Source organism: Flavobacterium sp. LM4 (genome assembly GCF_002017935.1).
Classification (GTDB): Bacteria; Bacteroidota; Bacteroidia; order Flavobacteriales; family Flavobacteriaceae; genus Flavobacterium; species Flavobacterium chungangense.
Genome location: NZ_MUFW01000002.1, coordinates 314,166 through 335,645, shown reverse-complemented (window position 1 = coordinate 335,645; position 21,480 = coordinate 314,166). Strand labels below are relative to the sequence as shown.

12 protein-coding genes are annotated in these 21,480 nt (G+C 35.8%); 5 read left to right on the top strand and 7 right to left on the bottom strand.

Going from position 1 to position 21,480, the window contains the following annotated elements; translation table 11 throughout:
* The first annotated feature begins 126 nt into the window (after positions 1–126).
* Together BXU10_RS15345 and BXU10_RS15340 are read left to right on the top strand one after the other, a co-directional pair.
* On the top strand, positions 127–525 hold the full coding sequence (locus tag BXU10_RS15345; RefSeq protein ID WP_078228206.1) for a hypothetical protein: 399 nt from the start codon (positions 127–129) through the stop codon (positions 523–525).
* Between the two features lie 295 nt (positions 526–820).
* Positions 821–997 (top strand): histone H1, encoded by a 177-nt coding sequence (locus BXU10_RS15340; RefSeq protein WP_078228205.1) that lies wholly within the window; start codon positions 821–823, stop codon positions 995–997.
* A gap of 154 nt (positions 998–1,151) precedes the next feature.
* Here BXU10_RS15340 and BXU10_RS15335 read toward each other — a convergent pair whose 3' ends face one another.
* The 3 genes from BXU10_RS15335 to BXU10_RS15325 form a co-directional block, all read right to left on the bottom strand.
* Positions 1,152–2,657: a rhamnogalacturonan acetylesterase gene (locus tag BXU10_RS15335; RefSeq protein ID WP_078228204.1), complete on the bottom strand. Its 1,506-nt coding sequence runs from the start codon at positions 2,655–2,657 to the stop codon at positions 1,152–1,154.
* Between the two features lie 220 nt (positions 2,658–2,877).
* Positions 2,878–5,733, bottom strand: a complete 2,856-nt coding sequence (locus BXU10_RS15330) for a glycoside hydrolase family 2 TIM barrel-domain containing protein (RefSeq protein WP_078228203.1) — start codon at positions 5,731–5,733, stop codon at positions 2,878–2,880.
* Between the two features lie 22 nt (positions 5,734–5,755).
* Positions 5,756–7,096: a rhamnogalacturonan acetylesterase gene (locus tag BXU10_RS15325; RefSeq protein ID WP_078228202.1), complete on the bottom strand. Its 1,341-nt coding sequence runs from the start codon at positions 7,094–7,096 to the stop codon at positions 5,756–5,758.
* A gap of 224 nt (positions 7,097–7,320) precedes the next feature.
* Between BXU10_RS15325 and BXU10_RS15320 the strand changes: the two genes are divergently transcribed.
* The 3 genes from BXU10_RS15320 to BXU10_RS15310 all read left to right on the top strand — a co-directional run bounded on the left by BXU10_RS15320 (position 7,321) and on the right by BXU10_RS15310 (position 15,265).
* The gene (locus tag BXU10_RS15320) at positions 7,321–10,944 is read left to right on the top strand and encodes a DUF4450 domain-containing protein (protein ID WP_078228201.1); all 3,624 of its coding nucleotides are present in this window, start codon (positions 7,321–7,323) and stop codon (positions 10,942–10,944) included.
* A 75-nt stretch (positions 10,945–11,019) separates the two neighbouring features.
* Positions 11,020–13,215 (top strand): hypothetical protein, encoded by a 2,196-nt coding sequence (locus BXU10_RS15315; protein ID WP_078228200.1) that lies wholly within the window; start codon positions 11,020–11,022, stop codon positions 13,213–13,215.
* A 199-nt stretch (positions 13,216–13,414) separates the two neighbouring features.
* Positions 13,415–15,265, top strand: a complete 1,851-nt coding sequence (locus tag BXU10_RS15310) for a rhamnogalacturonan lyase (RefSeq protein ID WP_078228199.1) — start codon at positions 13,415–13,417, stop codon at positions 15,263–15,265.
* A 112-nt stretch (positions 15,266–15,377) separates the two neighbouring features.
* On the opposite strand, the gene BXU10_RS15305 is transcribed toward BXU10_RS15310, so the two are convergent.
* From BXU10_RS15305 to BXU10_RS15285, 4 genes are all read right to left on the bottom strand, one after another.
* Entirely contained in the window at positions 15,378–17,006 is a 1,629-nt protein-coding gene (locus BXU10_RS15305; RefSeq protein ID WP_078228198.1) for an ELWxxDGT repeat protein, read from the bottom strand.
* Between the two features lie 314 nt (positions 17,007–17,320).
* A complete protein-coding gene (locus BXU10_RS15295) occupies positions 17,321–18,469 on the bottom strand; it encodes a cytochrome-c peroxidase (protein WP_078228848.1) in 1,149 nt (382 codons plus the stop codon).
* Positions 18,470–18,536: 67 nt separating this feature from the next.
* On the bottom strand, positions 18,537–20,003 hold the full coding sequence (locus tag BXU10_RS15290; RefSeq protein WP_078228196.1) for a hypothetical protein: 1,467 nt from the start codon (positions 20,001–20,003) through the stop codon (positions 18,537–18,539).
* Complete coding sequence (locus BXU10_RS15285; protein WP_078228195.1) at positions 19,990–21,477, bottom strand: RagB/SusD family nutrient uptake outer membrane protein; 1,488 nt, start codon at positions 21,475–21,477, stop codon at positions 19,990–19,992. The genes BXU10_RS15290 and BXU10_RS15285 overlap by 14 nt, the downstream gene beginning before the upstream one ends.
* Between the last annotated feature and the right edge of the window lie 3 nt (positions 21,478–21,480).

Genomic DNA, 21,480 nt, shown 5'->3' with positions numbered 1-21,480 from the left:
TATTTTTTAAGTTAGTAGTTGTTTTTCGAAAAATATTATTTAATGAAGAAATTAACTCAGACCTGCACAGTGTCTATGACAAAAGTTATGACGACAGAAACTTTCATATACTAACCAAAATTTTTTATGAAAAAACTTTTTATTATTCTCTTATTTCTTTTAGCTGTAAATTGTTTTTCTCAATCAGACAAAGACTTCAAATATATTGCTAACGACAATGATGGAGCAAAAATATACATTACATCGCAGGAAAAAGATGGTGAATGTTTAAGGTTTTGGATAAGTCATATAATTCCTGTACGACCAGTTAAAAACATTCAATTAAAGGAGATATTTTTTGGTGGGAATCGTGAATTGATGTTAGTTCAATTTAATTGTACAGCTAGAACCTATAATCTGATTAAAGTAATCTCATATGATCTTAATGGTAAAGTCGAAAAATCAGATGATGTAAAAATAAAACATGAAAAAATCTATCCAGGGTCTTTTATGGATATTATTGCAACAGAAGTTTGTAAATTATAAAATTGAATGTCTGATAGCTTTAAATCATCGCTAACCTAATGAATGGTATATGTGCTTCTGTAGACAAAAAGCCAAATTTAAATGACAAAGACATGAGATTTGGGGCTGCCAAACGTTATTGTAAATAAAATTTTGAAAATATTATTTTTATAAACTATTGATAATTAGTGGTAATGTGAATGGTTTTATTAAATATTAACAGTAACAGGAAAAATAGGGATAATTTTAACACTAAACTTACGTTAACTATAAAGCAAACTTTTATTTTTGCGACCTAATTTAATACATAATTATCATGAAAGATTTATTAGTAAAAATCAACGCCGAACTTGAAACATTCAAAACAGAATCTGAATCATTATCTGAAAAAGGTGTTAAAGCAGCAGGAGCAAGAGCACGTAAATCATCTTTAGAGATTGAAAAACTTTTAAAAGAGTTCAGAAAAGTTTCTATCGAAGAATCAAAAAAATAATACTAAAAACCTCGTTTAATTTAAACGAGGTTTTTTTTATGCATTAAAAGTGAAAAGTGAAAAGTGAAAAACTGCAAATTCCCCGTTCACGTAATTTATATTCTTAAATTTCATAAAACATTTTACATCTAACATTTTACAGATTCCATACAACTTACTTCGGAATTTCAATATACTCCCTCAGTCCGCAGTCTTTTATTTTTTTAAGACTTTCAGCTACTGTAAGTGCATTAAAAGCAGCCCCTTCAGCTCCTGTGTGCGTATGATCTTTCGGAAAAAACGGTTTTACTTTTTCTTTGCCTAGAGCTTCGTATTTTTGGGCTACAATTTCGTTCAGGTCAATATAAAATGCTTTTTCTCTTTCGGCAGCAATTTTCGACCAGTTTCCATAAGTATCGGTTCTGCGTTCTACTTTGTCGTTTGGCCATTCGTTTCTTGGCGTCTGACTTAAAACAATCGGAATAGCGCCTTTTTCTTTGCTTTCCCTTATGAACTTTTGCATGTACCAGCCAAAAGTATGAACGGTTTCTGTTATGCTGTCACGAACGACAATCTGAGTTTCATCTCCATTACCTTTTAATGAACCTCTAAATTTTTCTTTATCAACCGCTCCGGCATCATTATGACCAAACTGAATCATTACAAAATCACCTGGTTTCAATTGATTCTTAACTTCATCCCACAAACCTTCTTTGGTATAAGTACGTGTACTTCTTCCTCCTCTGGCTTTATTGACCACTTCAATTCTGGTGGTATCGCAATATTTTGAAAATACAACTCCCCAGCCGACAGCATTGGGATTATCGCCATTGTTTGCCATCGTTGAATCGCCAATTAGAAAGACTTTTTTCTTCGCCGGAAGTACAATTTTCGGATCTTTTAAAATATATTTTTTTAGGGAGTTTTTGCTTGCTTTCAGTTCATTGACAATTAATGAAGCCGCCAATACAGCTCCTTTTGCAGAGGGATGTGTATGGTCTTTTTTATAGAAATAAGTTCCGGTTACTTTTTGTTCGCCTAACTTTTCCATTTCAACAGCCATTTTTTCATTCAGATTGATAAAAGTTACTTTTTCCTTTTCTGAAATTTGTTTAGCCCATAATCCGTATGATTTGTCGTTGCGTGGTACTTTTCCTTCCTTCCAGTCATTTCGTGGAATAGGGGAACAAATAATCGGAATAGCGCCTTTTGATTTTGCTTCCTGAACTACTTTCTGAATGTACCAGCCGTAAGTATGAACTGTTTCATGCTTTTTAGTAATCATGTTGTCGATTTCCTGGGTTTCTGATCCAATTCCTTTGATGGTTCCCCTTGCCCGGAGTGTGTCATTTAGTGGACCGTCATCGTTATGTCCAAACTGAATCAGCACGTAATCACCTTTTTTAAGTTTATTCAAAACCGCTGTCCACAAACCTTTATCCTGAAAAGTCCTGCTGCTGGTACCGCCCAAAGCATGATTTTCAATATTGACTTTTGTATTATCCAAAAACTGTCCAATATAATCTCCCCAGCCCCAAAGCCCGCCGGATCCGTCACCTCTTCCGTTTTTTACGGTAGAGTCTCCCACGGTGTAAACTGTCGGTTTATTGTTTTGTTTTGGCGTAAAATTGAAAAATAATAAACCTAAAAACAGTATTGCAGTTATTTTAATCGATTTCATAATTAATTGTGAATTGTAAATTGTGAATTGTGTAATTCTGTCCAGTTTGTCATTCTGAGGAACGAAGAATCTTCGTAAGTAACTCTACAAAGATTGAAAATCGTTATGGCTAATTGTCGCGGGGATTCTTCGTTCCTCAGAATGACAAAACTATGAACATAAATTATAGCTAAGAGCAAAACCTGAAACCTGAAACAAAACAAAACCTGAAACAAATTTTTTAATTTCTAAAATCAAACCATAAATTCATTTTGATTCCGTCATCACCACTTTTAATTCTGATATTGGTCGCCTGACTTTCTGGTCCCTGATGTTCTAAAGGTTTAAAATCTCTCATAGCCGGAATTTCATACATAAATGAAATATCTCCTTCCGGGAATGTTGGCTGTGGATAACTTCCGGGAAAAGCATTTTTAGGCAAATCTGGTGTGAATAATCTCAAAAATAAATTATCAGATTCACTGAAAACTTTAAATGATGATGCACCCGCTTTTAAGTTTGCACCCAATAAATTAGCATGATAACCTTTAAACTCAGGATAAACCAGATTTTCAAAACTTTCGCCCGTTATAGTTGTGTTATAATCTTTCTCCCAGATACCGTAAGTAGTTCCTTTGATTCTGTTTTTCCAGACATGGTAAGGACCTCTTCCAAACCACTTCATTCCGGTAACTTCTTTTTCCGGAAAACTAAAAGTAATTCCGAATGCGCTGATTTTATCTTCAAAAAAAGCACCGTCAAAACCTTCACCGCCTGAAGCATTTTTCAGTGCAATCAATTCCATTTTGAATCTTCCATCAGGTTTCATAATCCATTTAACAGAAGACAAACCTCCGGTGTAATTTACGGTACAAACGGCTTTATCACCTTCCTGTGAAACCTGAATGTCTTTTAATTTGGCTTTCATTCCAATCGGTCGAGGGCCATTTGTTAATGGAATAGTTGAAGTTCCGTTTTTAACAGAAGAAATTTCTCCTGTCAAAGCATCAAAAGTTACCGTTACATCGCTTCCTTTTAAAGTGATTTCGTTACCTGTTTTTACACCAGAAGCTTTTCCTTTTGTATTTTGAACTGCTAAGAATTTTTCAGCATAATATTTTGCTTTATGAATTGGCCATGTCCATGTGTAAATTTCGTTATTGAACTGATCATGAGCCGTAATAGATAAAATGTCTCCTTCAGCAAAATTAGACGGAACAGCGAATTTAATTTTACGTGTTTCGCCCGGATCTATACTCGGAATCTCAATTTTACCGGAGCTGATTGCTGCCGAAGTTCCATTCGTGTAAAGAACGTTATTGTCAGATTTTAGGACTTTAAATTCCATTTTGCAGGAATTCAGATTACTGAAAAGATAGTCGTTTATAATTAAGAAAGCACCATCAAAATCTGCGGTAACCTGTTTTGGCTGAAACTGAATCGGAGCCCAGACTTCTTTTACGGTATAGTAACTCCCTTCTTTTTCACGGTGTGGTCCTAAAATTCCATCTGCAGCCAAAGAACCTTTTGAATCGAATTTTGCATCTCCGGTCCAGTCAGAACGAAATACGGCTTCATCCAGCATTGCCCACATGAAACCTCCTGCAAACAAAGGGCTTTGTTTATAACGTGTCCAGAAATCTTCAAGGGCAGCTCCGTGACCATTATCGTAAGTTCCGTGCATAAATTCGGTTGGGAAAAATACATTTTCGCCATTGTTAAAACGATGCATTCCGGTTAAATAAGTCGGATAATGGTGCGTGTCCCAGCCGTTAAAATCAGCCCAAGGGTGAATGACGATTCTTTTTTGCGGGTCATTATCTTCAAAAACTTTATCAACGTTGTAATTCCAGCCACCTTCGTTACCATTATCCCAGATAATTACTGATGGGTGATTCACATCGCGCACCACCATTTCTTTAACTAATTTGGTTCCGGTTTCAGTATCATAAGAGTTTTGCCAGCCTGCTAATTCGTTCAGCACAAAAAGTCCTAATGAATCACAAACTTCCAGAAAATGCTCATCTGGAGGATAATGCCCACGAACAGCATTCATGTTCATGTCTTTTAGTAATTTACCGTCCATTTCGCTTATGCGCTTGCTGGTGCTTCTCCCGCCTTCAGGCCAGAACGAATGGCGGTTGATTCCTTTCATGACGATTTTGGTGCCATTTACATAGATTCCGTCTTGTTTTTTAAATTCTAAAGTTCTGAAACCAATTCGCTTATCATATTGATGAATGGTGTTTCCATTTTGTTTTAAAACCAGTTCCAGATCATATAAATTTGGACTTTCCGGATTCCACGGTTTGATGTTTTTCCATTGAGTTGCAATTGATGCCGTAGTGCTTTTTGCTTTTACAGGAAAAGTAAAAGTTTCGAATTTTTCTCCGTTTAAACCTTTCAGAGTGGCTTCTAAAACAGCATTTTTAGAAACGTTTTTAAGGTTTAAATCTACAGTAATCGAGCCATCCATTTTTGGATTTACGGCAATATGCTGAATATAAGTTTTAGGAGAAACTTCCAGCCAGACTGGACGATAGATTCCGCCAAAAAGCCACCAGTCAGCTCTTCTTTCGGCTGCATTTACTGATTTATTGGCAGAATGTTTCCAGACATGAACTTCTAAAATATTTTTTGAACCGAATTTTAATAAAGATGAAATATCATATTTAAATTCATAAAAACCACCCTGATGAATGGCTCCGGCCAGTTTTCCGTTGACTTTTACCTCGGTATCTGTCATCGCTCCACCAAACACAATCTGAACCTCTTTGTCTTTATAATCAGCAGGGACATCAAATTCAAATTTATATAAACCTTCTTCCTTGCTTGGTTCTTTTTGGTTCAATTCTTTGTACCATCTTCCATACGTATATTCTCCAAAACCTTCTAATTCCCATTGAGAAGGAACATTTATCTTAGACCAGGTTTTGCTGTTGTTGCCTCCGGTACAATAAAAATCCCATTGTACAGGATGTTCAAAATCTTTTCCGGATAGGTAAACTTTATCGGTTTGCTGTGCTGTGCTATTTTGATAAGAAAATAAAGCTACGGCAGCAATTGTAAGGTTTTGGATTGCGTTTTTTAGTAACATAAATAGGTGTTTCTATAATGGTTTAGTTTCCATCTGGTTTAGTAATTTCAAATCGGTCACTCAAAGGAAGTGTCCAGTTCGAAATATAATTTGGTTTCTTTGGATTGTAATTTGGAACTTCTTTTTGAATTTGCTTTTTTAGTGGAATATCAAGTTCACGGATTCCCTTCAAAACACAAAGCGCAATTTCATTTGCTCCAAAACTATTAAAATGCGTATTGTCTTCCAAAACTTTTACCTGTCCCGGAAAAGTATTCGCAGGATATTGTACAAAAGCTTTTCGGGAAGGTTCATCGCCCCAGGTTTCATATAATTCTGTTGTCATTTTGGTAACATCAATAAGGGCAATATTGTTTTTTTGAGCAACAGCTCGCATCGCAGCAGGAAAATCTCCATGTGTTTCCTTTAAAGTTCCATTTTCATTAAAAGCACGTCTTTGTGTTGGTGTTACTAAAACCGGGATAGCTCCTTTGTCTTTGGCAGACTGAACAAACTCAGCTAGAAGAGTAGAATAAGAACCCCAGGCACCATTTCCTTCACCTTTTATTTTTTCGTCATTATGCCCGAATTCCACAAATAAATAATCTCCTTTTTTGATTAGTGAAAGAATCTTTTTTAAACGATTTCCTCCTTTAAAAGAACTCAGTGCCGAACCCGAAACTGCATAATTGGCAACCACAACTGTATTGTCAAAATAATTGGTTATAAACTGTCCCCACGAAGCCCATGGTTCTACATCCTGATCCGTAACGGTTGAATCTCCGGCAAGATAAACTACAGTTAAATTGTCTTTTGGCGTAATTTTTATACTTTGAATTGCAACTTCTCCTAAAAACTCTAATGTAAGTTTATCGTCCCAGTTAAAAATATCTTTTTCCCTGTCTTTTAGTGAAACATTCTGTGTGTCATCAATTTTTGGAGTTCTGACATTTACATTAAAAATTTGGGTTACCGGTTTACCTTTTTTAATAGAAAGCTGATCCAGCATTAATTTTCGTGATTCGGCTTTTATGGTAACATTGGTCTGTTTTTCAGAACTTCCCATAACGACTTCAATCTGGTAATTTCCTTCTGGAAGTTTTACCGAAAAGTAAGTTGGTTTAACCGCAGAAAATGTATTAGAATTGATTGTAGCATTCGAAGCAGAATTCATATCAAAACCATAGCCTGTTTCGGTATTGTATGCCAAGGTAGTGTTTATAATAATCCCATTGTTTTTCAGGGCATTTCCAAAATAAAACAATTTACCTTCAGAATTTTTCTGTGGTAGTATCTTATCTGAAGAGTTATTGTTCAGAGCAAACAGATTCAACTGTAAAACAAAACAAAAAATAGCACCCAAAGAAGTTTTAATGTTTATCAAAGTTTTTCTATTTAAATTATTGTATTTTCAAAACTAACGGTTCCATTATTATATAGTATCCTGTACTATGATGTTAAAAAAATGAAAGAATATAAATTATGATATTGAAAAAAATCAGGTAGGTACAGGATGCAATACCATAAAAAAACGAAGAAATTGCGTTTAAATTATCAAAATCATTAGGTATTTGATAATGATTATGTGCCTTTGAATTATTAAATTTTATGAAAATCAAAAACAATACCATTCACACACTCATTGGCTTACTACTGCTATGTCCTGCTCTAATTATTGGACAGGAAAAAACTCAGCGTAAAATGCATTATGTTCCCGAGGGAAATAGTTTTGTTTTGAAAAATGGTACCCGAAAATTCAACAGGGCACTTTATGGTTCTAATACAGGTTTTAGGGTTGAGACAGGAGATTTGCCTGAATTTGCCATGTACATGCCGGGAATGGGAGGAAACTTTAAACTGGGCTTGGTCAATGACAAAGAAAGCAAGTGGATTACAGAAGCTTCAAAAATTGATACAAAATATGTATTGGGTACGATGCAATACGAAATTCAGGACCCTATTTTAGATAACGGAAAACTGATTGTAAAAGTTGTTGCACTTAAAGAAAAAGAAGGTTTTATTGTAAAAGTATCAGGCGAAAATGTATCCAAAAAAGTAAATTTGGTCTGGGCTTATGGAGGAGCAACCGGTGAAAAGTTTAGTCGTGACGGTGATATTGGTGCCGATCCTGAATCGGTGTTTTATTTACAGCCTGAATATTGTACGAATAATAAATACATCCTAAAAAAACAGTCTTTTTTACTGGAATATGGTTCTGAAAGTAATAAAGAGAAAACGGGTAACAATAAAAAACTCACAGGTTATTTTCCGGGTTCTGATGTAAAATTAGCCAATCCAAAACGGCAAAAAACGCCTTTGGAATTATGCAGTTCAAGTCCTGAAAATCTAACGCTTGTTACAGGAAAAAGTGCCATTTCAAAAAACGAATTATACTGGCTGTTTGCAACTGAGGACTTAAAATCAGATGTTTCTCAAAAAGGATTATCGCAATTGTATGATAAATCGGTTCAGGAAACGCATCTTTTGGCGAATAGAGTAAAGGTTACAACGCCGGATCCTTACATTAATACATTAGGTTCAGCACTTTCCATCGCAGCAGACGGGATTTGGGAAAGCCCGGCTTACCTTCACGGTGCTATCGCATGGCGTATGTATCTGAACGCGTGGCGTGGTGCTTATACGGCTGATCCTTTGGGCTGGCATGACCGTGCGAAAACGCATTTTACAAGTTACAGCAATTCACAGGTTACCACTCCTGAAAACGGTCCCATTGTTTGGGATACGCTTCGCAATTTTGCACGCCAGAAAGAAGTCTTAGGAACCTCAATGTTCAGTAGTGGCTACATCAGCCGAAACCCAAATAAAAATACACTAGCACATCATTATGACATGAACCTGGTTTTTTTCGATCAGATGCTGAGGCATTTTAAATGGACGGGAGATACTTCGTTTATGAAAGAAATGTGGCCAACGATCCAAAGACATTTAAACTGGGAAAAAAGAAACTTTGATTCGGATAATGATGGACTTTATGATGCCTATGCGACAATTTGGGCGAGCGATGCTTTACAGTACAGCGGTGGCGGTGTAATACATTCTTCGGCTTATAATTTTTATGCAAATAAAACGGTGGCTGAAGTAGCCAAAAAGATTCAGCAGAATGAAAATCCTTTTGTTAAAGAAGCAGATAAAATACTAAAAGCTTCAAAAGACCAGCTTTGGATTCCGAAAAAAGGCATTTTTGCAGAATATAAAGATGTTCTTGGAAACAGATTATTGCATGATGTTCCCGGTGTCTGGAGCATTTATCACACTATCGATTCCGAATTATCGAATCCGTTTGAGAGTTATCAGATGCTGCTTTATGTGGACAAGCAGATTCCGCATATCCCGATTTCAGCGGAAGGACTTGATAAAACGGATCTTTACACGATAAGCACCACCAATTGGCAACCTTATACGTGGTCTATCAATAATGTGGCGCTGGCAGAACAATTACATACGTCGCTGGCTTTCTGGCAGGGAGGACATTCAGAAAAAGCATTTAAAATGTGGGAAAGTGTGCTGATCGAAAGTATGTATCTTGGCGCTTCTCCGGGTGGTTTTGAACAGCTTTTGTATCAGGATGCCATAAGAGGCGAATTGTACCGCGATTTTGCTGACCCGATTGGAATGGCGTCGAGAACTTTGGTAGAAGGACTTTTCGGTATTCAGCCTGATGCTTTGGCGGAGGTTTTAACGATTCAGCCTGGATTTCCTTCAAAATGGAATCACGCAGCTTTGGATATCCCGGATATTTCAATTGATTTTAAAAGAGAAAACAAAACAGACTCCTATTTCATAAAAAATCAGTTTACAGCAAAAATGAATCTGAAACTGGTTGTAAATGCACCTTTTGACGGAATTAAGGATATAACAGTTAATGGAAAATCAGTTAGCTGGAAAAATATTCCGGAAAGTATCGGAGCTCCAAAAATTGCTGTTGAAGTACCCTATGATGTTTCTTATGATATAAAAATTAACTGGAAAGGAGATGTTTTAGAAAATATACAATCGATAGCGTCTTTAACAGCCGGAGAAAGTTTTGGTATTAAAACGGCTAAGGCAGAAATTGTATCAGTGTATGATCCGCAGTCTATTTTGAATGAAATTTCAAAAACCAATAAATCATTTCAGGCAATTGCATACGGAAACAACTCTAAAACATTTTTCGTTCAGTTAAAACAAGGAGATGTAACATGGTGGCAGCCTGTTGAAGTTGATTTGAAATCTAAAATTGAATCAGAAATTATTCAGTTAAAAAATAATAATGTAGAGATTACCCTAAAGAATAATTCGGAGAACAAAATTGAAGGAAATATAGTTTTTGATGCTTCGGAAAAAGGAAATCAGCAAAAGATTGTTTTAGATGCCAATCAAAAAGAAACCGTTGTAATTCCGTTTCAGAAATTAGTTCCGGGAACTAATAATTTTTCGATTCATACAAATTCAAATTCCATAAAAGAAATCACTTTTACGAACTGGGATATTCCCGTTAATGCTGCAACAAAAACAGAAACAGTTTCGCTTTCTTCATTTTTTAATTCGAAAGTAACAGATGTTTTTAATCAGGAATATTTGTCTCCGAGACCACAAACCGTGACTTTACAACTTCCAACAAACGGAATAGGGAATTGGTGTTACCCGAATGTATCGGTAAATATTGACGATTCAGGATTGCGCGGAAAAGCTAAATCAAACGGAGAAATTTCAACTCCATATGGTTTTTCTTTTAAAACTCCTTCTGATGGAAATCAGAAAAACATCATTTTTACATCGCAGTGGGATAATTTTCCAAAAAGCGTTAGTATTCCTTTAAGCGGAAAAGCATCGCACATTTATTTTATGGTTGCCGGAACTACTAATCCAATGCAAAGCCGAATCGTTAATGGTGAAATCGAGGTTAATTATACAGATGGAACTTCGGAAATTTTACAATTGAAAAATCCGGAAAACTGGTGGCCAATCGAGCAGGATTATTTTGTGGATGGATTAGCGTTTACAACCGATGCACCAAAACCACCAAGGGTATATTTGAAATCGGGAGAAATTTCAAGAACATTTAAGGATTTTAAAAGTATAAAAGGATATTCAAATTTTGGAATTGATGGCGGAGCTGCAACCATTTTGGATTTGCCTTTGAATAAGAATAAAACATTAAAAAACATGACAGTCAAAACTATCGCAAATGATGTGGTAATTGGTTTGATGAGTGCTACTTTAATTAGATAATATTTTTAAATTAGAAAATATGTCAATTAGATAATTTTTAAAACTTAAACGATCAAAAAATAAATTAAATATCAGATGAAAAAATATCAATTAATTATTGCATTTGTGTTTTCTATTTCCCTGTCGGCCCAGCAAAAAATAGACAGGAAAGCATTGGTAACAAGGCATAATTTTCAAATTACCGCAATAGATACTTTAGCTTCCTTGACAGTTGGAAACGGTACTTTTGCTTTTACTGTTGATGCTACTGGTCTGCAAAGTTTTCCTGAAAAATACCAAAACGGAATTCCGTTGGGAACACAATCTGAATGGGGTTGGGACAGTTATAAAAATACGGAGAATTATAAGTTTTCTGAGACTCTAAAAGACGTAGATCAGTATGGTCGTAAGATTTCGTATTCAACACAAATTAAAGAACCTGCACGAAAAAAAGAAGCAGTCGAATGGTTTCGTCAAAACCCGCATTTATTGCAATTGGGAAATATAGGTTTTGAAATCACCAAAAAAGATGGCAGTTTGGTAAAGCCGGAAGATATTGAAGCGATTAATCAAAAGCTGAATTTATGGACAGGAATAATTGAGAGCTATTTTGAGGTCGAAGGCACTTCTGTGAAAGTGATAACGGCTTGCGATCAGACAAAAGATGCTTTAGGCTTTAAAGTAGAATCAGATTTAATTCAACAAGGGCGTTTGAAAATTCGTGTCCGAATCCCTTTTCCAACAGGACTATGGGGTGATATGGGTACGAAATGGGAAGAAAAACAGGATGTAAGTATTTCAGCCGTAGCTATTGCGGGGACTGATATGGGGAAAAAATGGAGCGGAAAACAAGATTATAAAAGCAATCTGAAAATCAAAAATAAATCAGAAGCTACAATTACACACGTAATGGACAGTATTTCGTATGATATTAATTTGAAATGGAAAGGCACTGCATCGATTAAAGAAAAAGCGAAACATTATTTTGTTGTAGAGCCTTCAAAAAGCAATACAATCGAATTGAGTTGTTCGTTCGTTCAAACAGATAAAAACAAATCTGTAATTCCTTCTTTTGAAGCGATTGAAAAAAGCAGTATTGCTGGTTGGGAATCCTTTTGGAAAAGCGGTGCAGCAGTAGATTTTTCAGGAAGTACAGACAAACGTGCACATGAATTGGAACGACGTGTAATTCTTTCGCAATACCTGACCAAATTACAATGTACCGGAAAAGTTCCGCCACAGGAAACGGGGTTAACTTATAACAGCTGGTACGGAAAGCCGCATTTAGAAATGCATTGGTGGCACGGAGTACATTTTGCACTTTGGGACAGACCTGAATTACTGGAAAACAGCCTTCCGTGGTATCAAAAAGTTTTCACAAAGGCTAAAGACATTGCCAAAAGACAAGGTTTTGAAGGGGCAAGATGGCAGAAAATGACAGATTATGATGGTAATGAAAGCCCGTCGTCTGTGGGGGCATTCCTGATTTGGCAACAGCCGCATTTTATTACCTACGCCGATTTGATCTATCAGGCGAAACCAACAGCAGCAACTTTGAATTTATATAGCGAACGTGTTTTTGCAACGGCAGATTTTATGGCTTCATTTGCCAATTACGACAGTAAAAACAATCGTTACGTTTTAGGGCCGGGCGTAATTCCTGCGCAGGAAAGATTCAAAGCCATCGAAACTTTTAATCCTACGTATGAATTAGCATACTGGAACTGGGCTTTGAAAACGGCTATCAGCTGGAAGAAAAAATTAAATCAAAGAGTGCCTGAAAAATGGGAAGATGTTTTGAAAAAACTATCGCCATTGCCAATTGCGAAAGATGTTTATCTGGCAACAGAAAGCGCTACTGATTCGTATACCAATCCTGAGTTTAAAACCGATCATCCGTCAGTATTAGGAACTTTCGGGATGCTTCCTGAAACGTCTCTTTTAGATAAAAAAATCATGAAAAATACTTTCGATTTGGTTTGGGATACCTGGTCATGGGACAAAACCTGGGGATGGGATTTCCCAATGACAGCAATGTCTGCAGCCCGTTTGCAAATGCCTGAAAAAGCAGTTGACGCTCTTTTTATGAATGTAGTAACCAATACGTATTTAATAAACGGACATAATTACCAATCGCCAAGACTAACGTTGTATCTTCCGGGTAACGGAGGATTACTAACGGCTGTTGCGATGATGTGCGCCGGCTGGGAGGGAAATACAATAGAAAACCCGGGGTTTCCAAAAGATGGAACATGGAAAGTCAAAAGTGAAGGATTTAAGAAGATGTTTTAGTTTTTTTGAAGACGCTAAGTTGCTAAGATTCTGAGAAGCTAAGTTTTTTTAATCTCGCAAAGTCGCTAAGACGCAAAGAAAATGTAAAATCAAAACTTTGCGATTCTGCGACTTTGCGAGATTATTTTTTTTACAAATAAACCTTATCTGCTAAAATCAGTCTAAGTATGCATAAAACTTTATCTACCAAAACCAATTTATGAAAAATAAAATTTTAGTAACATTATTCCTTTTGTCGGGTTCCATTTTATTGGCGCAAAGACAAATGGAAAGTTTAGATCGTGGCGTTATTGCCATTAAAAACAAAGGACAGTTTTTTATTAGCTGGCGTGTTTTAGGAACTGATGCAGATGATCTGGCTTTTAATTTATATCGAAAAAGCGGAGTTCAAAAAGCTATAAAACTAAATGAAGAGCCTATTACCGGAGCCACGAATTTTGTTGATTCCAAAGCAAACCCTAAGGAAGAAAATACCTGGTTTGTAAAAACGGTTTTAAAAGGAAAAGAAACAGAAGCCAAAGGAAGTTTTACGATTCCGGCTTCAAGTTCGGACAAGGATTATTTGTCAATTGCTATAAAACCGGTTGAGGGTTATATTCCGAATGATCTTTCTACAGGGGATTTAGACGGAGACGGAAGATATGATTTGGTAGTGCATATGACCGGCAGAGGACATGACAATTCGCATACAGGTATTACGGATCCTCCTATTTTTCAGGCGTATACTTTAGACGGAAAATTTTTATGGCAGATTACCTTAGGCAAAAATATTCGCGAAGGGGCACATTATACACAGTTTATGGTCTATGATCTCGACGGAGACGGAATTGCAGAACTGGTTTGCAAAACAGCAGATGGCACAACTGATAGTCAAGGGAATGTAGTAGGAGATACTTCAAAAGACTGGGTAGAGCGAGACCCAAAATCACCGATTTACGGGAAAATTTTAAAAGGTACTGAATATCTTTCCGTTTTTGATGGAAAAACCGGAAAGCTGGTTACAACAACAGATTATATTCCGGAGCGTGGTGATTTGGCAGGCTGGGGCGGACATGGAGGTAGCGGAGGAAATGACACCAAAGGAAACAGAATTGACCGTTTTACCGCTTGTATTGCTTACCTGGATGGCATTCATCCAAGCGTGGTAATGTGCCGTGGATACTACGGCAGAACAGTTTTAGCAGCTTTTGATTTTAAAAATAAAAAACTGGTGTCAAGATGGTTTTTCGACAGTAAAGATGCTGAAAATCCGTATTCCGGAATGGGGAATCACGGACTTACGGTTGCAGATGTAGATAACGACGGAAAAGATGAAATCATTTACGGATCGATGTGTGTAGATGATAATGGCAAAGGATTGTATACGACAGGTTTCAGGCACGGAGATGCGCTGCATGTTTCAGATTTAGATTTGGATGTTCCTGGCTTAGAAGTATTTGGAATACATGAGATTGAAAATAAAACTACCGGTCCGGGTGTAGCTGTGTTTTCAGCAGCAGATGGAAAAGTTTTGTTTACCGATTCTCTCAATGAAGATGTCGGTCGTGGCGTAGCGGATAATATCGATCCCACAAGAAAAGGTGCACAATGCTGGTGGTCCGGTTCTCCGTTTTTATATGATATGAAAGGGAATAAAATAGGGGATGCACCAAAGTCAATCAACTTTTTGATTTATTGGGATGGCGATACTTCAAGAGAAATTCTGAATTCGAATTATATCGACAAATATGGGAAGGGCAGATTGTTTACGGCAACAGGAGCAGTTTCAAATAATGGCACCAAATCAACTCCGGCTCTTTCTGCGGATATTTTGGGCGACTGGAGAGAAGAACTGATTTTAAGAAGCGAAGACAATAAAGAGTTGCGAATTTATTCGACTACCATTCCAACAGATGTAAAACAATATACTTTAATGCATGATCCGCAATATCGTTTGAGTATTGCCTGGCAAAACGTAGGTTACAACCAGCCACCTCATACCGGTTTTTATTTTGGAAGCGGGATGCAGCCCGCTCCAAAACCGAATATTGTTTTGGTTACTAAAAAGTGATAGTTTCTATCAAAAGAAGAATAAAAAAGTCCATTTCAAATTCATGAAACGGACTTTTTAGGTTTGTGATTTATTGGGGCAAAAACAAACCTGTTTATATTAAAAAATACAACTATTTGATAATAATTTTAGTTGTTGAAGTCTGGCTGTTTTTAGTCAGTTTTAAAATATACAAACCCGTTTTTAAATTTAAATGAAGTGAATTGTCATTTGTTTTGCCGGCAGCTTGTTTTTTACCTAGTATATCAAACACTTCGTATTGAATGGTTTCATTATCAGAATTATTAATGAATAAATTTCCATCTGAAGGGTTTGGATATACCGCCACAACTTCTAACTTATCCTGATCTTTTACAGAAAGGGTAGGAGGAGTGTAGGTAAAAAGTTCCTGTCCGTCATTTCCGGTAGCTGCAAAAAACAGTTTATTTCCTACTTTCGTTAAACTGCTAACTCCTGTTGGATTAATGCTTCCTGAAACCAGAGAACTAACTAAAATTGTACCTGCTGAAGTACCATCAGTTTGCCATAATTCTCTTAAAGTATCTCCATCACTATCGGCCGCAAAATATATTTTTCCGTTTAATTCTACGTAGTCAGTAGATACCGTAGCTAATACAGCATTAAAATCGTATAATTTTGTTAAAAGATTATTTTCGTATTTGTAGAAATGATAATTAGTTCCGTTAACCGATGCAAAGAAGTAAACAACACCGTTTATCGATTGGATTTGAGTGGGATTTGAGTTACCTGCTCCAGGATTTATTTCTGTAACTTGAGAAGTTCCCTCAGGAGTCCCATCCGTTTTCCATAATTCTACTCCACTTGTTGTTGTCGTAGATCTAAAATATGTAATGTTGTCACTCGAATTTCCAAAATTTGAAGGTGATAAAACATTATTTCCAAGATTGTCTTTTACAGCTTTAGTTCCTCCTTCAGTTCCGTCTGTTTTCCATAATGAAGCCCCTGTTGTACCGTCATTTCCCTGAAAATAAATAGTATTCCCATTTTTAATATAACTTGTTCCTGAAACACCACTAGCTGTTAACGGATTAATATTTTTAATTATTTTAGTATTGGCTTTAGTACCATCAGATGTGTATAATTCTCTGCCTTGATCAACGGTTTGTGCTAAAACAGCAGTGCCGTTTAGGTTTTCTATCCAAACTATAGTATTGAGTGTGCCGGTGTAATCAACGACATTACTAACATTCGTTCCATCTGTTGTCCATAGTTCGTTTCCACCATCGTTATCTTTATTGCTAGGATCAATACCACTTGCAGTAAAAAGCATTGTCGTTGGATTAATTATAGTGAAGTTTTGCGGATTTCCATTGGCTGTACCAGGATTTATATCTTTAACCATTACTGTGCCTAATTCTGTTCCATCAGTTTTCCAAAGTTCTGAACCATTTAGTGTTGTACCAGTTGTAGCCGTAAAATAAATTTGATTATTAAAAGCTATAAAATTGGATGGATTTGAATTTGAAGTAGTACTTACAACAGGATTGATATTTTTGACCATTAGTGTTCCATTTGAAGTACCATCAGATTTCCATAATTCTACACCATCTGTACCATTATTTGCTCTAAAATATAATATTCCATTGTAATCAAAGAAAGTGGAAGGACTTGATGAATTTGCGACAGAATTAGTACTTCCGGGATTTATGTCTTTAACCTGACTAATTTGCCCAAACGACAGGGCCGTTACTAATAATAAAAAGAGGTATTTGTTTTTCATATTTGAGTGGTATCAAATTAATGTACGTATAAAGAATTGAATTTTTTTAATGAAATTATAAAGAGGTTATGATTTTACTTTTTTGATGTTAAGCGCAATTATTGCGGGTATTGAGACAATAAGCGGAAAGACAATAACAAGAAAAATCAAAACATAAGGTTGTTTAAATTTATGTCGGTCTTTTATAATATAGAATATTGCAAGAGGAGTTAGGATCAGATATAATAAAATGCAAAGTTGATATAGAAATAAACCTGTTTCAAATGGGGCAATTAATTCATTCATAATAGTTTCGATATTAAATTTTACTAAAATTATTTAGGAAGATCCGGAGCCATAATTCTTCTCGTTGGCGTACTTAAAGTTTCGATAAAGGCCAATAAGTCACTCATTTCTTCTTTGCTTAAGCTTAACTTTTTAAGCATTGGATCTACCTTTGGGATTAAAGAATCACGTGGCGTTCCCAGGTATTTTTTCTGAACAGGAGAAGGGTTGCCTAAATTGTAAAGTTCTACAACATCCAATAAAGTTGGAAAATGCCCATGATGCATCCATGGTCTGGTATTAACTACTTCACGGAGTGTTGGTGTTCTGAATTTTCCAATATCTTTTACATCTTTGGTCACATTGTAACGGCCGAAATCTTCATTTTTGGTTCCGAATAAAACCTGTCCGTCATTATGAAACTGGTTGTCGCTGAAATAAGGTGTGTTATGGCAATTGATACATTGTGCCTTGGTTCTGAACAAATGCAGTCCTTTTACCTGCTGATCCGTATAAGCTTCTGATTTTCCGCTAACGAAATGATCAAACTTACTCTTCGGACTGTTGATGGATCTTTCGAATGTAGCAATAGCATACTGAATGCGTTCAAGAGTCACTTTTTTGTCTCCAAAAGCAGCTTCAAAAAGCGGATTATATCCTTTTATTTTTCCGATTTTGCTTACTGCAATCGTCAGTTTTTCGTTCATTTCTAAAGGATCTCCAACAGGAAATTGTGCCTGATCTTCTAAACTTTTCGCACGACCGTCCCAAAATAGGGAAGTAGCGTATGCCGAATTTAAAAGGGTCATCGAATTTCGTTTTCCGGTTTGGCGGTCATGGCCAAAAGAACGCGTTAGATTATCTGTCCATCCTAATTCCGGATTATGGCAGGAAGCACAGGCAATTTGTCCGCTGTTGGATAATCTCGGGTCAAAAAACAGTATTTTGCCCAGACTTTCCTTCTCCTTAGAATACGGATTGTAGGCAGGGTAAGGAACAGCAGGCAAAACACCAATATCCTGAAATTTTGATTTGTCTATGCTTTCATGCAATTCTGCAGCAGGCCATTTTGAAGAGTCACCACTGGAATATAGCTTTCGTAATTCCGTAATATCGATGTAATCAGGTTGTTCGATGCTTTTGTATGCTGTTAAGCTTAGTAAAATCAAAAGTGTTAAGCCTGCAGTTTTTAATTTCATAAAAGGAATTATTTTTTTGTTATAGGATAGAAGCATTATTTATATTGCTATACGCTAGCTTTTTTTATTATAAATTAACTGGTTTTAAGCAAGGTGTGCTTAAAGGAGTTAAAGTTGGGAACCCAGTTTTATTGTAAAGTTTATATTGTGAAGAAACGGTTCCTCCGAATAGTTCCTGATTTTTTAGCTTTAATTCGAATGAAATTTCTACAAAGCCATTCTCAATTTGTTTGTAAGTTCCTTCACCGGAAATAAAAATATTGTGCTTGTTTCCGTTTGTTCCAGCTATTGTAATAAATTTTGGAATTACAAGTACATTACCGCTTGTTCTGCTATTTCCATTATCTGGAAAAAATTCTAAAGCAGAGGTAATATTAAATCCAGGTGAATTGTTACCGTTAGTAGATTCATTAGTAAACCAATTTTTTAATCCAAAAGAATTAGTAGTTGAATTGACAACTGTTGTATTAAATCCAATTTTAAAAGCATCATGGTAAACATCATCTGATATTTCAGTAGTATTTTGTCCACTATATTGAATAGCATCGGTATTACTTTTTGTGGTAACGACAGGAAATGTAAATGCATTAAATGGAAACCATGCGCAAGTTCCATTTCGCTCAAACCAGTTTGCACCATAAGTACGATAAAGAGGATCACTTAGATTGTAGAAATTTGCAGCAGGATTAGCCTGAATATCTCTTGGTACTTTTGTAGGTTTTGTAATTTGTAAAATAGAGTTTCCTGTAGTAGTATATTTCTCTGTAGTATTTAATGTAATAAAAGATTCGTAACGAACATCATCATTTTGAATATCTTCCAGAAGTGTCAAATGATAACTTATAGAGCTTCTATTATCTCCGTAATCGTCGTGCGTTAATGAATAGTCAAATCCATTTACGAAACTAAATATTTCCAAATTTTCAATTTCTGAAGGAACAAAGCCATTGGGGAAATTAACTTTGAAATCGATTGTTTCACCAATTTCTCCTTTAATAAAAAACTCATTTACGGGGAAAGTGTATACCGTATTTATTTCTCCTAAGTTAATAGTAAAAATAGCATTGAGAGCTTCAGTATTTAAGTTTCCAATATGAACTAATGGATCCGATACATCTTCTAATTTGAAAGTAATAGTCTGTTTATTCTGCCATCTTTTATCGAAAGAAACAAAAATAGTATCGGTTAGTTTATTACCTTCAAAAACTAATTCGTTTGCAGGCTCAATTTTAAAGCTATCTGCTTCTCCCGAAATTAGGGTGCTAAAATCAACAGTTACCGGAGATTTTAAAGTTGTCGAAGTTAAAGTAACCGGAACTTTTAAGGTTTTAACTGATTTGTTTTCATAAGTATTTACCGGAACACGCCCTGTATTGACTTCTGGGTATTCTAAAGGAACACCAGCTGATGAAGTAATAAAGTTAAAACGCACAAAAGGATCAACACTTCTTGAATCTAAGTTGTAATCATCTTTTGAACAAGAATAAAGGGCTACAAAAACACTCAGGATAGCTATAGTTTTAATACGATTCATTTTGTTTTAGATTTGCGTTAAGGTTAATATTATTGCGTGGTATTGGTAAAACAAATTTGGGTGATGGGTAGGTAAGTCCGCAACTAAGGGCAATGCAGCCGTCATTTCTGGAAATATTTTTATGATTTCTGGCTATGTCAAAAAATAAATGTCCTTCAAAGCAAAGTTCTTTTCTTCGTTCTAAAAAGATGGCTTCTTCTAAATCTTCCGAATCTGCAAGTAAATCTGCGTTTGCTCTTTCCCTAAGAACATTAATATCAGTTTTCGTCTGATCTGGGTTATTTAACTTTAATGCAGCTTCGGCACGAATTAAGTATTGCTCACTTAGTCTGAAGGCAACATAAGCTGCATTGTCTTGAAATTTTTTAGTGAAATAATAATTCACACTTACCAGTTGATTGTTTATTAATGTTTGAATTGGCCTTTCTAAAAACAGTTGTTTTCGAATATCCGAAGCTGAGTACAAATTCAATAAATCCTGTGAAGCAACATAATTATTAAAAACAGTTGGAGAAGTATAGCCAAAATAAGCAAACATAGAGCCTCCGACAGTTCCGGTAGTAGCATCTCTGGAGATTGAAAACTCCAGTAAAATTTCTGAAACAGGAGTGTCAGTTTTTTCCCATTGCGCAATATAATCAGCTGAACTCATTAACGATACACCTGAATTTGTTATGACATCATTTGCAGTTGCATATGCATTTTGCCAGTCATTTTTTGCTAGATACACTCTCGATAATAAAGCTTTTGCACTATTTATATTGAAATAAGAATAAGCAGGTCCTGATGAAAGTTGAATGTTTGAATATAAATTTAAGGCTAATGTAATATCCTCAACAATTAAGGTATAGGTTCTGGCAGCAGTTTCTCTGGCTGGGTATTTTAACCCTTTTGTTATGGACTCCGTATTGTAGATGATTCCTAAATGCGAGGCGTCATTGGTATAACTATAGTTTTGGCTATATACTTCACTCAACAAAAAGTGTGAATATGCTCTTATGGTTAAAGCTTCAGCTTTGATTTGATTTTTTTCACTTTCAGTAGCGTCTTTTAAAGCATCCGTAAATTCTAGAATCAAATTACACTGGTTGATGATATCGTAACTATCACTGTAAAAACTAACGAAATTAGACTGATTAGCGTTGTCATTAAAAGAATATACATTTTGAATATTAGTTGGGGTAACGATTTCACCCTTGCCAGAAGATCTTGTAGTAGGGTAAGGGGTAAATTTTAAATTTCCGCCCTGAACATCAGCATAAACTGCAAAACGCTCACCTCTGACATTAGCTTCCAGCTCTCTGTAAGTTCCGTTAAGAGCTTGTAAAATACCAGCTTTTGTGCTGAGTTGTTCGTTAATAGAAATTTGTGTACCTGGTTCTTGTTCTAAAAAATCGCTGCAGCTTTGCAATAAAAAAAGTACTGCTAAAAGCATCGTAAATTTAAATCGGTATATGTTTTTTAAATCATTCATCTT

Excerpts from the sequence above, each read along its gene's own strand:
- BXU10_RS15315 (WP_078228200.1), top strand. The coding sequence starts at position 11,020 with ATGAAAAAATATCAATTAATTATTGCATTTGTGTTTTCTATTTCCCTG.
- BXU10_RS15330 (WP_078228203.1), bottom strand. The coding sequence starts at position 5,733 with ATGTTACTAAAAAACGCAATCCAAAACCTTACAATTGCTGCCGTAGCT.
- BXU10_RS15320 (WP_078228201.1), top strand. The coding sequence starts at position 7,321 with ATGAAAATCAAAAACAATACCATTCACACACTCATTGGCTTACTACTG.
- BXU10_RS15345 (WP_078228206.1), top strand. The coding sequence starts at position 127 with ATGAAAAAACTTTTTATTATTCTCTTATTTCTTTTAGCTGTAAATTGT.
- BXU10_RS15335 (WP_078228204.1), bottom strand. The coding sequence starts at position 2,657 with ATGAAATCGATTAAAATAACTGCAATACTGTTTTTAGGTTTATTATTT.
- BXU10_RS15305 (WP_078228198.1), bottom strand. The coding sequence starts at position 17,006 with ATGAAAAACAAATACCTCTTTTTATTATTAGTAACGGCCCTGTCGTTT.
- BXU10_RS15290 (WP_078228196.1), bottom strand. The coding sequence starts at position 20,003 with ATGAATCGTATTAAAACTATAGCTATCCTGAGTGTTTTTGTAGCCCTT.
- BXU10_RS15340 (WP_078228205.1), top strand. The coding sequence starts at position 821 with ATGAAAGATTTATTAGTAAAAATCAACGCCGAACTTGAAACATTCAAA.
- BXU10_RS15285 (WP_078228195.1), bottom strand. The coding sequence starts at position 21,477 with ATGAATGATTTAAAAAACATATACCGATTTAAATTTACGATGCTTTTA.
- BXU10_RS15295 (WP_078228848.1), bottom strand. The coding sequence starts at position 18,469 with ATGAAATTAAAAACTGCAGGCTTAACACTTTTGATTTTACTAAGCTTA.
- BXU10_RS15310 (WP_078228199.1), top strand. The coding sequence starts at position 13,415 with ATGAAAAATAAAATTTTAGTAACATTATTCCTTTTGTCGGGTTCCATT.